Origin of the sequence: uncultured Amnibacterium sp., assembly GCF_964245895.1 — a bacterium.
Taxonomy (GTDB): domain Bacteria; phylum Actinomycetota; class Actinomycetes; order Actinomycetales; family Microbacteriaceae; genus Amnibacterium.
This window is the reverse complement of sequence record NZ_CAXTOQ010000014.1, coordinates 22779-35227: the sequence shown is the minus strand read 5'-3', so window position 1 is coordinate 35227 and position 12449 is coordinate 22779. Positions and strand designations below refer to the sequence as shown.

The following is a 12449-nucleotide window of genomic DNA, read 5'->3' as shown; positions in this document are numbered from 1 at the left end:
CGGTCCTTGGACCCCTTGCCGGTCACGCGGACGGTGAGCGCGGACAGGTCCACGTCGTCGACGTCGACGCCGCAGGCCTCCGACACCCGCAGCGCCGACCCGTAGATCAGCTCGAGCAGCGCGAGGTCCCGCAGCGCCGACGGGTCCCCCTCCGCCGCTCGCGCCTCCAGCCCGGCGAAGAGGTCCCGCATCTGCTCGCCGCCGATCACGCGGGGCAGGCGGCTCTGCGCCTTCGGCGCGCGGAGGCGGGCGCCCGGGTCGGCGGGGAGGCGGCCCGTGCGGTGCAGCCAGGCGGTGAGGCTGCGGGCCGCGGCCGCCCGGCGCGCGATCGTCGCGCGAGCCAGGTGCCTCTGCGTGCCCTCGTAGAGCCAGTCGCGCAGCAGCTCGAGGTCCAGGCCGCCGACGTCGTCGAGCTGCTGCGCACCGGCGAACCGCACGAGGTCCGCCAGGTCGGCGCCGTACGCGTCGATCGTGTTCGGGGAGTAGGCGCGCTCGTGCTCGAGGTGCGCGCGGTGCGCCGCCACCGCCTCCGTCATCCGCATGGCACCAGGGTGCGGCACCGGGAGGCGCGCGGTCCCGCGACCCACCGACGGACCGCGCCGGGCCATGGGTCGGTGCCCGTCGCCGGTCCAGGGTCCGTCGGTTCAGTGCTCGACGTCGACGCCCATCGTGAGGAAGACCTCCTCGGCGGTGGAGGCCAGCACCTGCTGCGGATCGGCGGGCAGCGCGGAGTAGCCGACCCGGCCGTCGTCGTACAGCGACAGCACGCCTGCCGCCCGGGCGCCGTCGACTGCGATGACACCGCCAGCCGGGCGCGTGAGGCGGATCGTGTAGGCGGTGGACGGCGCGACGTGCACGGGCACGCCCGCGAAGGAGCTGCTGGTCGCGTAGTGCAGGTGGCCGCCGAGGATCGCGCGGACGTCGCTGCCGGCCAGCGCGGCGGCCAGCCGGTCCTGACCGGTCAGGTGCAGGCGGGCCATGGCGGTGACCTCGACCGGCAGCGGCGGGTGGTGCAGCGCGAGCACGGTGCCGTGCTCGGCGGGCTCCGACAGCACGGATCGCAGCCAGTCGGCCTGCGACGGATCGATGCCGCCCTCGACGTGCTGCGGGATGGAGGTGTCGAGGGACACGAGCCGCAGCCCGGCCACCTCGACGACGCGGTCGAGGGGCTCCTCCGTCGGGGGCTCACCCAGGAGGTGCTCGGCCATCGCGGCCCGCACATCGTGGTTGCCGACGGCCCAGAGCACCGGCCAGCCGGTGCGCGCCGTGGTCTCCCGGGTCACCGTCCCGGCCGCGAGGTACGCCTGCGGCTCGCCGTCGTCGGCCACGTCGCCGGTGTGCACGAGCGCGTCCAGCGCGATGCCGCTGCCCTCGAGCGCGGCGAGCGCCGCGGAGTACGTGGCCGCGACCCGGACCGTCCCGTGCATCAGGTCGGAGGCGGTGAAGTGGCTGTCGCTCACGTGCCCGATGCGGTGGGTGGCGATCGGTTCCCTGGTCACGGGACGACGGTAGCGACCCGGTCCGACGCCTCCCTCACCGCTGCTCCTTCCGTCGCGATGACCCGTCTTCGCGGGAATGTCGCCGTCCGACGCCGATTCCTATGCTCGGACCGTGCGTTCCGGGCTGGTGCGGGTGGTCGTCGCGACCGTGCTGATCGTGGTGCTCGGCGCGGGCGCCGTGCGGAACGTCCTCGCGATCGCCTCGATGGTCGGCGCCGGCGTCATCGGCCCCTACGCCGTCGGTACCGCCGTCGGCGCGCTCGTCCCGCTGCTCGGGCTGGTCGGCTCGATCCTGCTGCTGCGCAGCGGGATCCGCCGGCGGCGCGCGACACGGTCGGGGCCTGCGGTCGCCGATCCGGTGCCCGACGGCACCGCCCGCCACCTCGAGCTCGCGCGCGAGTACCCAGAGGAGCGCTGGACCTCGCTGCCCCTCGACGAGGAGCAGGTCGCCACATGGCTGACCTCGCGCGCGTTCGCGGAGGAGGACGGCTCGCCCGTCACCGCAGACGGCCTGCGCAGCAGCAGCGAGTCGGAGCGCTCCGGGACCGTCCGGCAGCTCGTGCACCGCTACGGCTACGTCCGCATCACGGTGCTGAGCTCGTTCTCCCGGCTGCGGGGGCTCGCGATCGAGCTGCTCGTCGACGACGCGGCGATCCGCGCGGAGATCACCGCCGACCTGCAGGTCCTGGCCGAGGACCTCGGCGGCCTGACCCTGCGCGCGGCGCAGCCCGAGCACGAGCCCGAGCCGGTCGTCGCAAGCGTCTGAGCCTCGCCCGCGCCGCTGCGCGTGCCGTGTGCAGGACGCGGTGCCGGATGCAGGACCGATTGCGCCGATCCGTCCTGCACCCGTCACCATCTCCTGCATCCGGCACCGCACCGCCGGCATCGCTGGCGATGTCCACCCGACGGGGGGGGTGGGACGAACATGTTCCGCCCGGGGCGGGCGGCATGGACGACCGGCGTGGGCCGGAAGCGTCCGAGACGGTTCGCGAGGCGGGCCGGGCCGGGAGCGCCCGGGACGCGCCGCGGCCACCCGAGGCGGGGCCTCAAGCACTGCGTCCAGGAGTGCCGGTCGTGCTCCCTCGGCCAGAACTCCTGAAGGACGGAACTGCAGTGAGCTGGGAGGGGTGCCGTTCGCACGCCGGCCCGCCGGCCGGCCGCCGTGGTCCATCGGTCACGGCGACCGCCCGGGGTCTACGCCCTCCCCCACCCGGAGGGGCCCTCGGCCGCTGCGCCCGCTAGGGCGAGCATGCCCAGCGCGGCGCCCGTGTCGGCGAGGCTCAGGCCCGCCCGCCCGGCGACCTCGAGCGTCGTGCGCGGACGCCTCGACAGCACCTGCAGCACCCGCCGCTCGTTCGGGTCGTCCGGCTTCAGCAGCGCCTCGACGCCGTCGAGCGTGACCGCGGCGTCCGGATCCCTCGCCAGCTGAGCGACCTCCGCCGCGTTCTGCACCAGGACGGCGTCGAACTCGCGGATCAGCCGGTGGGTCCCCGCCGAGGCGGCCGAGTAGACCGAGCCGGGAACGGCCCCGAGCGGCCGCCCCAGCTGCGCGGCGTGCGCCGCCGTGTTGGCTGCGCCCGAGCGCAGCGCCGCCTCCACCACCACCGTCGCCCGCGACATGGCCGCGATCAGCCGGTTCCGCTTCAGGAACCGGTCCTGCATCGGCCGTGCGCCGCACGGCAGCTCGGCGAGCACGACGCCGTCCGCCGCGATGCGGTGCAGCAGGTCGACGTGCTTCGCCGGGTACAGCCGGTCGAGGCCGCCCGCCAGCACCGCGACGGTCAGCCCGCCCGCGGCGAGGGCGCTGCGGTGCGCGACGCCGTCGATGCCGATCGCGGCGCCCGAGACGACCGCGAACCCCTGCTGCGCGAGACCGAACGCGACGTCGGTGGTCACCCGCTCCCCGTAGGCCGTCGACGACCGCGAGCCGACGATCGCGACCGACCGCTCGAACCGCGGCAGCGGTCCGCTGGGCGCGAGCGCCCACAGCGCCTGCGGCGCGTGCACCTGCAGGTCGTCGAGGCCGGCAGGCCAGTCGGCGTCGCCCGGGACGAGCAGCCGGGCGCCGATCTGCGCCGCGTTGCGGAACGCGCGGAGCAGCACCTGCTCGTCGAGGCGGGGACGCCACCGGTCGAACGCGGCCCGCAGCTCCGGGTTCGGGACGGGGAGGAGGTCGCGCCGGAGGGCGTCGAGGGCCGCCGCGGCGCCGACGACCCCGACGAGCGCGCCCGCCGACCCGTCGCCGGGCTCGACGATCGACGTCCAGGCGCCCGCCGCGAACACCGCCTCCTGGTCGCCCACGTCGCCGCGCGGACGGAGCGGGACGAGCAGGTCGGTGAGCGCCTGCGCCGACAGCAGCGACCCGATCATGCGTCCGGGCTCCGCATCGTGAGGGCGCGCCCGACCTCCGCCCGGCCCGGTCGCTCGAGACCCGACAGGTCCGCGAGCGTCCAAGCGAGGCGGAGCACCTTGTCGTGCCCGCGCAGGGTGACGAGCCGGCGCTCGAGCGCCGCCGCCAGCGGGGCTCGAGCGTTCTCGGCGAGCTCGTGATCGGGGTGCCGGAGCCAGCTGCCCGGCACCTCGGCGTTGACCGACCAGGCCGTGCCGACCAGCCGGGAGGCGGTCCGCGCCCGAGCCGCGAGGACCCGCTGGCGCGCCGTCGCCGTGGTGGTGCCCGCCGTCCCCCTCGCCAGCTCGAGCTGCGCCGCCGTGACCCGGTCGACCCGCACCCGGATGTCGATCCGGTCGAGCAGCGGCCCGGAGAGGCGCCCGAGGTAGCGCTGCCGAGCGGACGGCGCGCAGGTGCACAGGCCGTCGGTCGAGCCCCACTGCCCGCACGGGCACGGGTTCGCCGCGAGGATCAGCTGGAAGCGCGCGGGGAAGTCCGCCCGTGCCGCCGCCCGGTGCACCGAGACCCGGCCGGACTCGAGCGGCTGCCGCAGCGAGTCGAGCACGGCGGGCGCGAACTCCGGGGCTTCATCGAGGAACAGGACGCCGCCCGACGCGCGGGTCACCGCGCCGGGACGGATCCGCCCGCTGCCGCCGCCGATGATCGAGGCCTCCGTCGCGGTGTGGTGCGGCGCCTGCCACGGCGGCCTCGCTCGCATCCGGTCGACGCCCCGGCCGGCGAGGGAGGCGATGCTGGTGGCGTCGAGCGCCGCCTCGCCCACAAGGTCCGGCAGCAGACCGGGCAGCCGCGTGGCGAGCATCGTCTTGCCGGCCCCCGGCGGTCCGAGCATGAGGACGTGGTGCCCGCCCGCCGCCGCGACGACGAGCGCCTCGATCGCCTCCGCGTTGCCCACCACCTCCGCGAGGTCGGCGTGCGACGACCGCTCGCGGACGACCGGCGGTCCCGGCACGGGCTCGACGTCGACGGGCTCCAGGTCCGCGCCGTGCCGGATCGCGAGCGTCCGCAGGCTCGGCACGGCGACGACCTCGATGCCGTCGACCAGCTGCGCCTCCCGCGCGCTGCCGGACGGCACGACGACCCGCGTCCTGCCGGCTCGGGCGGCGGCGCGGACCGCAGGCAGCACCCCCGGCACGGGCCGGAGGCGGCCGTCGAGCCCCAGCTCGCCCAGGTAGACCGTGTCGCCGACCGCCTCCCGCGCGATGACGCCGGTGGTCACGAGGACGGCGACCGCGATGCCGAGATCGAACCCGGACCCGTGCTTCGGCACCGCGGCCGGGGACAGGTTGACGGTCAGGTGCCGGGACGGCATCTCGAACCCGGAGTGCTCGACCGCGCTGCGCACGCGCGCCTGCGCCTCCCGCAGCGCGGTGTCGGGCAGGCCGACCAGCCGGAAGTTCGGCGTCTGGTTCGTGAGCGCCGCCTCGATCTCGACCATGCGACCGGTGAGGCCCTCCAGGGCGACCGCGGTGGTACGGGCCGTCGTGGCGAGCACGAGCCCGCTCATGCCGCGGCCCGGAGGTGGTCGAGGACCGGCTCCGCGTGGCGCGGCAGCAGCACGCCGACGAGGTCGATGCGGGTCCCGTTCGCCCGGACGCCCCGGTGCGCCCTTCGCCACGCGCCGGCGAGCACGCAGAGCCGGGTCAGCTTCGCGTCGGTGACCGCCTCGAGCGGGTCGCCGTAGGCGAGCGTGCTGCGGGTCTTCACCTCCACGACGACCAGCTCGCCCCGGTCCATCGCGACGATGTCGATCTCCCCGGTCGGGCACCGCCAGTTGCGGTCCAGGATCCGGTATCCGAGCGACGTCAGATACGCCGCCGCCTGCTGCTCGCCCCGTCTGCCGAGGTCGTCCTTCTGCGCCACGGCGTCGACCCTGGCGGCCGGGCTGCGGCTGCTGGGCCGGATCCTCGGCCGGATCCGGGATCGGCACGATCCCGCGTCTGGGGAGGAGCGGATCGCCGGCTCCGGGCGCGGGTGGGCCGCCCGCAGGTCATCCGGCGGTGCGGAGGCGCACCAGCGGGATCACGCGATCCCCGGCGCGCTGCTGGTGCTCGGCGAAGAACGGGAAGCCATCGACGAGGTCCGCCCAGGCGACGTCGCGCTCCTCGCCGGCCAGCTCCTCCGCCACCGCCGCCGTGCTGGCGCCGTCGGGCGTCTCGACCGTCACGTGCGGGTCCTGCCGCAGGTTCAGCAGCCACGACGGGTGGTCCGCCGCCCCGTCGGCGCTCGCGACCACGAGCGGATCGCCGTCGAAGTCGACGAACATCATCGGCGCGGTGCGGGCCTCGCCCGAGTGCCGGCCCGTGGTGGTGAGCAGCACCAGGCGGTCGCGATGCATGCCCTGGATCGGCTCACCGGCGCGGTAGGCCCGGATCACCTCGGCGTTGAACGCTGCCATGTCCATGCGCAGCACTCTGCCCCCTCCCCGCACGGCGGGGAACAGGCCGGGCGCCTCGCGCGCGGATCCGGATGGAACTCGCAACTCGCCGGTCTGGAGGGCTGGGCGCCCGGCGTGTCGCCGCGTCGGTCCGGATCCGCGAGACGGATCCGGATCCGCGTCACTCGTCGAGGGCGAGGCAGTTCCTGACGGTCGCTCGCCCCCCGACGAGCGCCGCTGGCGCGTCACTCGTCGAGGGCGAGCTCCTGCGGCAGCTCCAGCTCCTTCGCGGACAGCTCCTCCACGTTGACGTCCTTGAACGTCAGCACCCGCACGCTCTTCACGAAGCGGTCGGCGCGGTAGACGTCCCACACCCACACGTCGTGCATCTGCAGCTCGAAGTAGAAGTCGTGCTCGGTGTCGCGCCGCGTCAGCTCGACCTCGTTCGCGAGGTAGAAGCGGCGCTCCGTCTCGACGACGTACTTGAACTGGCTCACCACGTCCCGGTACTCGCGGTAGAGCGCAAGCTCGACCTCGCGGTCGTAGTCCTCGATCTCGTCGTCGTCCATCAGGCGACGATCCTACGTTTCGTCCACGGCCGCCGCTGCGGATCCGCGCACCGCGTGCAGCCAGGTCGTCCGGTGCAGGTCGCAGGGACCGTGCTCGTCGATCGCGGCGTAGTGGGAGCGGGAGGCGTAGCCCTTGTTGCTGCGCCAGCCGTAGATCGGGTGCACGTCGTGCCGCTCGATCATCAGCGAGTCGCGGTGCACCTTCGCGACGACCGACGCCGCGGACACGGCGGCGCAGTCGCGGTCGGCCTTGATCCGGGTGACGACCTGGGGCAGCACCGGCAGCCCGGCCGCGACCAGGCCGGGCGTCAGCCAGTCCCAGTTGCCGTCGAGCAGCACGACGGCGCCGCCGAGCCCGACCCCGAGCGCGATCAGCCCCCCGAGAGCCCGGGCGCCCGCGGCGCCCAGGCAGGCCGAGATGCCGACGGCATCGATCTCGTCGTTGCCGGCGAGGCCGACGGCGGAGGCGGCCGCCCAGGCGCGCACGCGCGGCGCGAGGGCGACGCGGTCGGGCTCGGGCAGCAGCTTCGAGTCGCGCAGGCCGGAGGGGATCCGCTTGCGCGCCGGATCGAGCACGGCGACCCCCACCCCGACCGGACCCGCGATGGCGCCGCGGCCCACCTCGTCGCAGCCGATGACCAGGGTCGCGCCGGAGGCGAGCAGGGCGCGCTCCGTCGACAGCCCGGGCGGGCGGCCGGCGGTCACCTGCTGCTCGCGCGGACCCCCGCGAAGGTCTCCGGGTAGTCCGACAGCCAGGACCAGCTCGAGACCGGCCAGGACACGACGAACGCGCGGCCGACCACGTCGGAGATCGGCACGAAGCCCTTGGTCGGGGTGTCCGGATGGAACCGCGAGTCCTCGGAGTTGTAGCGGTTGTCGCCCATCACCCAGAGGCTGTCCTTCTTCACGGTGATGTCGAAGGGCACCCCGGAGACGGCGGAGCTGCCGGCCTGCTTGACGACGTAGGGCTCGTCGATCGGGGTGCCGTTGACGCTCATCTGGCCGAGCGCGTTGCAGCAGGTGACGTGGTCGCCCGGCAGGCCGATCACCCGCTTGACGAGGTGGTCGTTCGCGTCCTGGGTGGACAGCCCGAACAGCGACAGCACCCAGTCGCCTGCGGCCTCGACCGGGTTCGACGGCGGCGGGGTGTAGTCGCCCTTCAGCCAGCCGCCGGGGTCCTTGAAGACCACGACGTCGCCGCGCTGCAGCGGGATGACCCCGGGCACCAGCTCGTTCACGAGGATGCGGTCGCCGACCTGCAGCGTGTTCTGCATCGACTCGGAGGGGATGAAGAACGACCGGATCAGGAAGGTCTTGATCAGGAAGGAGGCCAGCACGGCCACGACCACGATGACCACGAGGTCGCGGAGGAAGCCCCACGCGCCACGGTTCGGCCGCCCGCCTGCACGTCCTGGAACGGTTCGGGGCGGGCTCTGCACCATGTCGCGTTCGACCTCCCCCTCGCGCCGCCGACGCTGCCGTCGATCGCGGCGCAAGTGTACGGGCCGTGCCGGCCGCGGGGCTCAGCCCTCGCGCTTCTCCTTGATCTTCGCCTTCTTGCCGCGCAGCTCGCGCAGGTAGTAGAGCTTGGCGCGACGCACGTCGCCGCGGCTGACGATCTCGATGTGATCGATCACCGGGGAGTGCACCGGGAAGGTGCGCTCGACGCCCACCTGGAAGCTGACCTTGCGGACGGTGAAGGTCTCGCGCACGCCGGCGCCGGAGCGGCGGATGACCGCGCCCTGGAAGACCTGCACGCGGCTGCGCGTGCCCTCGACGATGTTCACGTGCACGCGGACGGTGTCACCGGGACGGAAGTCCGGGACGTCGGTGCGAAGGCTGGCGGCGTCGACCGCATCGAGCAGCTGGCTCATGACTTCTCCTTGGGCGCGCCGCCGGCCGGCCCGGTTAGAGGCGCTGGGATCAGCGCCGGGCGAGACGGTGCCGCAGACTCACGAAGGTCCCCCAGCGGCAGGAACGGCCGCGGCACGGTCGACCATCATGGCACAGATCGCCCCGCCGCCCTTCGCAGCGGCCGACGTCAGCGCGCGGCCGGCTTGATGACGATGTACTCGCCCGCGTCGATCGGCGACCGGGGCGCGCCGGCCGGCGGACGCCCGAACGAGGCCATGGTCGCCTCCACCCGCGAGCGCACGTCGCGCACCAGCAGCGCGCCGCCCAGCCAGAACCCGCCGATCGCGGCGGCCACGGCCAGCAGGCCGAACCACGCGGTGGCAGGGCCGAAGAATCCCACGCCGATCACACCGACCTGGAACGCCGCGAGCACGCCGATCGCGGGGAGGTCGAGGGTGCGCGAGCGGCGCACGCCCGCCCGGGCGGAGAACAGCAGCGCGAGCCCCAGCTCGACCAGTACCACGACGGGGACGAGCAGCAGGATCCCGAACAGCCCGGCGACGCCGGTGCCCCAGACCGCGTACCCGAGCAGCAACCAGATCGGCAGCACGGCCGCGGCCGCGAACTGCCAGGCGAAGAACGCCCGACGAAGTGCCATGCCGCGATCGTAGAGGCGGCGGAGGCGGTCGGACCCGCTGTTCGCCGGAGGCATAGGAGGTCCTCGGGAACCGCACGGGACGGACGCGGTGCGGCGCCCGGTTAGGGTCGTCCGGACGAAGAGGAGACCCGGTGATCGAGTTGCGCACGCCCGCCGAGATCGAGGCGATGCGGCCGGCTGGCCGGTTCGTCGCCTCCGCGCTCGAGCGGCTGGCGGCCGAGGCCGCCGTCGGCACGAACCTGCTCGAGCTCGACGGCATCGCCCACGCGATGATCCGGGAGCGCGGCGCCGAGAGCTGCTACATCGACTACCACCCGTCGTTCGGCGCGATGCCGTTCGGGAAGGTGCTGTGCACGTCGGTGAACGACGCGGTGCTGCACGGCCTGCCGTTCGACTACGCCCTGCAGGACGGCGACGTCGTCAGCCTGGACTTCGCGGCGAGCGTGGACGGCTGGGTCTCCGACAGCGCGGTGACCGTGATCGTCGGCACTCCGCGACCCGCTGACGAGCGGCTGATCGCGACGACGCAGGTCGCTCTCGCTGCGGCGATCGACGTCGCCAGGTCCGGCATGAAGCTCGGCGACGTGTCGGCCGCGATCGGGGACGTCTGCCGCGCTGCCGGCTACGCCGTGAACCTCGAGTTCGGCGGGCACGGCGTCGGGCGGACGATGCACGGCGACCCGCACGTGCCGAACGACGGCCGGCCGCACCGCGGGCTGAAGCTGCGCCCCGGACTGGTGCTCGCGATCGAGCCGTGGCTGCTCGAGACCACCGACCGCATCGTGACCGACCCGGACGGCTGGACGCTGCGCAGCCAGGACGGCTCCCGCGGCGCCCACAGCGAGCACACGATCGCCATCACCGACGGCGACCCGATCGTCTTCACCGCCCGCGGCTAGGTTCGCCGTTCCGCAGTTCCTCCGCGACGCGCCGCATGGCGGAGCACTGCAGCGGCGTGTCGGCAAGGAATTGCGGATCCGCGAAGAAAATGCGGATCGGCGAGATCACTCGGGCGGGAGGAGATCCGGGCGGACCCGGCGGGTGCGCGCCAGGGACTGCTCGTGGCGCCAGCGGGCGACGGCGCCGTGGTCGCCGGAGCGGAGCACCGGCGGCACCTCGCGGCCGCGCCAGGTCGCGGGCTTCGTGTACGAGGGGTACTCGAGCAGGCCGTCCTCGTGGCTCTCCTCGGCGAGGCTCTGCGGGTTGCCGATCACGCCGGGCACCAGCCGGCCGACCGCCTCCACGATCGCGAGCACCGCGACCTCCCCGCCGTTCAGCACGAAGTCGCCGAGGCTGATCTCCTCCACCCGCGCTCGCTCGGCGGTGTCGTCGACGACGCGCTGGTCGATGCCCTCGTAGCGGCCGCAGCAGAGGATCAGGCGCCGCTCCCCCGCCAGCCGCCGAGCGGTCGCCTGGTCGAACGGCGTGCCCGCGGGCGTGGGGAAGACGACGACCGGGTCGTCGTCGTCGGCGAGCAGCGCGTCCAGGGTCTCGCCCCAGGGCTCCGGCTTCATCACCATGCCGGCGCCGCCGCCGTACGGGGTGTCGTCGACGGTGCGGTGCCGGTCGTGCGCGGCGTCCCGCAGGTCGTGGACGTGCACGTCGAGCAGCCCGGCGGTGCGCGCCCTGCCGAGCAGGGAGACGTCGAGCGCGGCGAAGAAGTCGGGGAAGATCGTGACGACGTCGAGCCGCACGGTCAGGCCTGCTCGGCCTGCTCGGCCTGCTCGCCGGAGATGGGTGCCGGCGGGTCGTCGGGCTCGTCCGGCAGCGGCTCGAACAGCCCGTCGGGCGGCGTGACGACGACGCGGCGCGCCTCCACGTCGACCTCCGGCACGATCGCCTTCACGAAGGGGACGAGCACCTCGGCGTCGCCGACCTTGACGACGAGCAGGTCCTGCGCGGGCAGGTGCTCCAGCCGGTCGATCACGCCGACGGTGCGCCCGTCGCGGACGACCTCCAGCCCGACGAGCTGGTGGTCGTACCAGGCGTCGGGCTCGGCGGCCTCGTCCGGGTCCTGGTCGACCCAGAGGATGGCCTTGACCAGGCTCTCCGCGGCGGACCGGTCGGCGACGTCCGCGAAGAAGCCGACGGGCATGCCGTTGTACCAGCGCAACTCGGCGAGCTCGAGGCGCTTGCCGTGCCACGGCGAGGAGTCCGGCACCTGCAGCGCGAAGGTCGCACCGGGGGTGAACCGCCGGTCGGGGTCGTCGGTGAAGAGCTCGAGCTTGAGCCCGCCCTTCAGGCCGTGCGCCTTGGTGAGCCGACCCACGCGGAGCTGCGTCTGCGCGGACCGGTTGAGCCCGTCCGGCATCAGCGGTCGACGTCGACGACGTCGACGCGGACCCGGCGCCCGTCGGCGAGCGCGCCGATCACCGTGCGGAGGGCCTTCGCGGTGCGGCCGGACCGGCCGATCACGCGGCCGAGGTCCGCCGGCGCGACCCGCACCTCCAGCACCTCGCCGCGGGGAGAGCCGTGCGACTCGACGCGGACGTCGTCCGGCGAGTCGACGATCCCCTTGACGAGGTGCAGGAGGGCGGATTCGAGCATGGTCAGGAGTTCTCGGCCTGCGCGGGGGTCTCGTGCTCGACGGTCGAGGACGCCTCGGCCTCGTCGACGCGGACCTGGTCGGCGGCCGCGTCCGTCGCGGCTGCGGCCTCGGCGTCCTTGACGGACGCCTTCGATCGGACGACGACCGGCTTGCGCTTCTCGGGTACGAACGCGGCCTTCTCGCCCTTGACCTCGACGGTGCTCTTCGCGTTCTTGTCGCCCTTGAAGCGCCCCCAGTCGCCCGTGAGCTTCAGCAGCGCGGCGACCTGCTCGGTCGGCTGCGCGCCGACGCCGAGCCAGTACTGCGCGCGGTCCGAGTCGACCTTGATGACGGAGGGGTGCTCGGTCGGGTGGTACTGACCGATCTCCTCGATGACGCGACCGTCGCGCTTGGTGCGCGAGTCGGCGACGACGATGCGGTAGTACGGGGCTCGGATCTTGCCGAGCCGCTTCAGGCGGATCTTGACGGCCACAGTCAGCGTTCCTCTTGTCGAGTGCGGAGGCGATCCGTGCTGCCGAGTGCGTGGGGCACAGTCGG

The 12449-nt window shown here is 74.1% G+C and carries 17 protein-coding genes; 2 read left to right on the top strand and 15 right to left on the bottom strand.

What is annotated here, in order from left to right; all coding sequences use genetic code 11:
* Together ACFE60_RS03910 and ACFE60_RS03905 are read right to left on the bottom strand one after the other, a co-directional pair.
* On the bottom strand, positions 1-542 hold a 542-nt coding region (locus tag ACFE60_RS03910; protein ID WP_375387526.1), incomplete at its 3' end, for a site-specific integrase.
* Between the two features lie 102 nt (positions 543-644).
* Positions 645-1499 carry a metallophosphoesterase gene (locus tag ACFE60_RS03905; RefSeq protein WP_375387525.1) on the bottom strand — a complete coding sequence of 285 codons (855 nt, stop codon included), beginning with the start codon at positions 1497-1499 and terminating at the stop codon, positions 645-647.
* 112 nt (positions 1500-1611) lie between these two features.
* Between ACFE60_RS03905 and ACFE60_RS03900 the strand changes: the two genes are divergently transcribed.
* Positions 1612-2265, top strand: coding sequence for a hypothetical protein (locus ACFE60_RS03900; protein WP_375387524.1), 654 nt, complete (start codon positions 1612-1614; stop codon positions 2263-2265).
* Positions 2266-2693: 428 nt separating this feature from the next.
* On the opposite strand, the gene dprA is transcribed toward ACFE60_RS03900, so the two are convergent.
* From dprA to ACFE60_RS03855, 9 genes are all read right to left on the bottom strand, one after another.
* The gene (gene dprA / locus ACFE60_RS03895) at positions 2694-3869 is read right to left on the bottom strand and encodes a DNA-processing protein DprA (protein WP_375387523.1); all 1176 of its coding nucleotides are present in this window, start codon (positions 3867-3869) and stop codon (positions 2694-2696) included.
* Complete coding sequence (locus ACFE60_RS03890) at positions 3866-5413, bottom strand: YifB family Mg chelatase-like AAA ATPase (RefSeq protein WP_375387522.1); 1548 nt, start codon at positions 5411-5413, stop codon at positions 3866-3868. Before ACFE60_RS03890 ends, dprA begins: the two co-directional genes overlap by 4 nt.
* The gene (locus ACFE60_RS03885) at positions 5410-5769 is read right to left on the bottom strand and encodes a YraN family protein (RefSeq protein WP_375387521.1); all 360 of its coding nucleotides are present in this window, start codon (positions 5767-5769) and stop codon (positions 5410-5412) included. The genes ACFE60_RS03890 and ACFE60_RS03885 overlap by 4 nt, the downstream gene beginning before the upstream one ends.
* Positions 5770-5896: 127 nt before the next feature.
* On the bottom strand, positions 5897-6310 hold the full coding sequence (locus ACFE60_RS03880) for a nitroreductase/quinone reductase family protein (RefSeq protein ID WP_375387520.1): 414 nt from the start codon (positions 6308-6310) through the stop codon (positions 5897-5899).
* 218 nt (positions 6311-6528) lie between these two features.
* Entirely contained in the window at positions 6529-6852 is a 324-nt protein-coding gene (locus tag ACFE60_RS03875) for a DUF2469 domain-containing protein (RefSeq protein ID WP_297344813.1), read from the bottom strand.
* Positions 6853-6864: 12 nt separating this feature from the next.
* Complete coding sequence (locus ACFE60_RS03870; RefSeq protein WP_375387519.1) at positions 6865-7557, bottom strand: ribonuclease HII; 693 nt, start codon at positions 7555-7557, stop codon at positions 6865-6867.
* Positions 7554-8294, bottom strand: coding sequence for a signal peptidase I (lepB, locus tag ACFE60_RS03865; RefSeq protein WP_375387518.1), 741 nt, complete (start codon positions 8292-8294; stop codon positions 7554-7556). Before lepB ends, ACFE60_RS03870 begins: the two co-directional genes overlap by 4 nt.
* A gap of 81 nt (positions 8295-8375) precedes the next feature.
* Positions 8376-8726 (bottom strand): 50S ribosomal protein L19, encoded by a 351-nt coding sequence (rplS, locus tag ACFE60_RS03860; RefSeq protein WP_375387517.1) that lies wholly within the window; start codon positions 8724-8726, stop codon positions 8376-8378.
* Between the two features lie 167 nt (positions 8727-8893).
* Positions 8894-9364 carry a hypothetical protein gene (locus ACFE60_RS03855; RefSeq protein WP_375387516.1) on the bottom strand — a complete coding sequence of 157 codons (471 nt, stop codon included), beginning with the start codon at positions 9362-9364 and terminating at the stop codon, positions 8894-8896.
* 131 nt (positions 9365-9495) lie between these two features.
* Here ACFE60_RS03855 and map point away from each other — a divergent pair, with 131 nt between their 5' ends.
* Positions 9496-10263 (top strand): type I methionyl aminopeptidase, encoded by a 768-nt coding sequence (map, locus tag ACFE60_RS03850; RefSeq protein WP_375387515.1) that lies wholly within the window; start codon positions 9496-9498, stop codon positions 10261-10263.
* A gap of 105 nt (positions 10264-10368) precedes the next feature.
* Here map and trmD read toward each other — a convergent pair whose 3' ends face one another.
* The 4 genes from trmD to rpsP are packed head-to-tail and all read right to left on the bottom strand — an operon-like array spanning position 10369 to position 12384.
* Positions 10369-11058 (bottom strand): tRNA (guanosine(37)-N1)-methyltransferase TrmD, encoded by a 690-nt coding sequence (gene trmD, locus ACFE60_RS03845; RefSeq protein ID WP_375387514.1) that lies wholly within the window; start codon positions 11056-11058, stop codon positions 10369-10371.
* A 2-nt stretch (positions 11059-11060) separates the two neighbouring features.
* Complete coding sequence (gene rimM / locus ACFE60_RS03840) at positions 11061-11675, bottom strand: ribosome maturation factor RimM (protein ID WP_375387513.1); 615 nt, start codon at positions 11673-11675, stop codon at positions 11061-11063.
* Positions 11675-11911 carry an RNA-binding protein gene (locus tag ACFE60_RS03835; protein WP_375387512.1) on the bottom strand — a complete coding sequence of 79 codons (237 nt, stop codon included), beginning with the start codon at positions 11909-11911 and terminating at the stop codon, positions 11675-11677. Before ACFE60_RS03835 ends, rimM begins: the two co-directional genes overlap by 1 nt.
* Positions 11912-11913: 2 nt before the next feature.
* A complete protein-coding gene (rpsP, locus tag ACFE60_RS03830; protein WP_375387511.1) occupies positions 11914-12384 on the bottom strand; it encodes a 30S ribosomal protein S16 in 471 nt (156 codons plus the stop codon).
* Positions 12385-12449: the final 65 nt, after the last annotated feature.

Bases quoted from the DNA above. Each gene is read 5' to 3' on its own strand.
- lepB (WP_375387518.1), bottom strand. From the start codon at position 8,294: ATGGTGCAGAGCCCGCCCCGAACCGTTCCAGGACGTGCAGGCGGGCGG.
- rplS (WP_375387517.1), bottom strand. From the start codon at position 8,726: ATGAGCCAGCTGCTCGATGCGGTCGACGCCGCCAGCCTTCGCACCGAC.
- ACFE60_RS03875 (WP_297344813.1), bottom strand. From the start codon at position 6,852: ATGGACGACGACGAGATCGAGGACTACGACCGCGAGGTCGAGCTTGCG.
- ACFE60_RS03880 (WP_375387520.1), bottom strand. From the start codon at position 6,310: ATGGACATGGCAGCGTTCAACGCCGAGGTGATCCGGGCCTACCGCGCC.
- dprA (WP_375387523.1), bottom strand. From the start codon at position 3,869: ATGATCGGGTCGCTGCTGTCGGCGCAGGCGCTCACCGACCTGCTCGTC.
- ACFE60_RS03855 (WP_375387516.1), bottom strand. From the start codon at position 9,364: ATGGCACTTCGTCGGGCGTTCTTCGCCTGGCAGTTCGCGGCCGCGGCC.
- rimM (WP_375387513.1), bottom strand. From the start codon at position 11,675: ATGCCGGACGGGCTCAACCGGTCCGCGCAGACGCAGCTCCGCGTGGGT.
- ACFE60_RS03890 (WP_375387522.1), bottom strand. From the start codon at position 5,413: ATGAGCGGGCTCGTGCTCGCCACGACGGCCCGTACCACCGCGGTCGCC.
- ACFE60_RS03835 (WP_375387512.1), bottom strand. From the start codon at position 11,911: ATGCTCGAATCCGCCCTCCTGCACCTCGTCAAGGGGATCGTCGACTCG.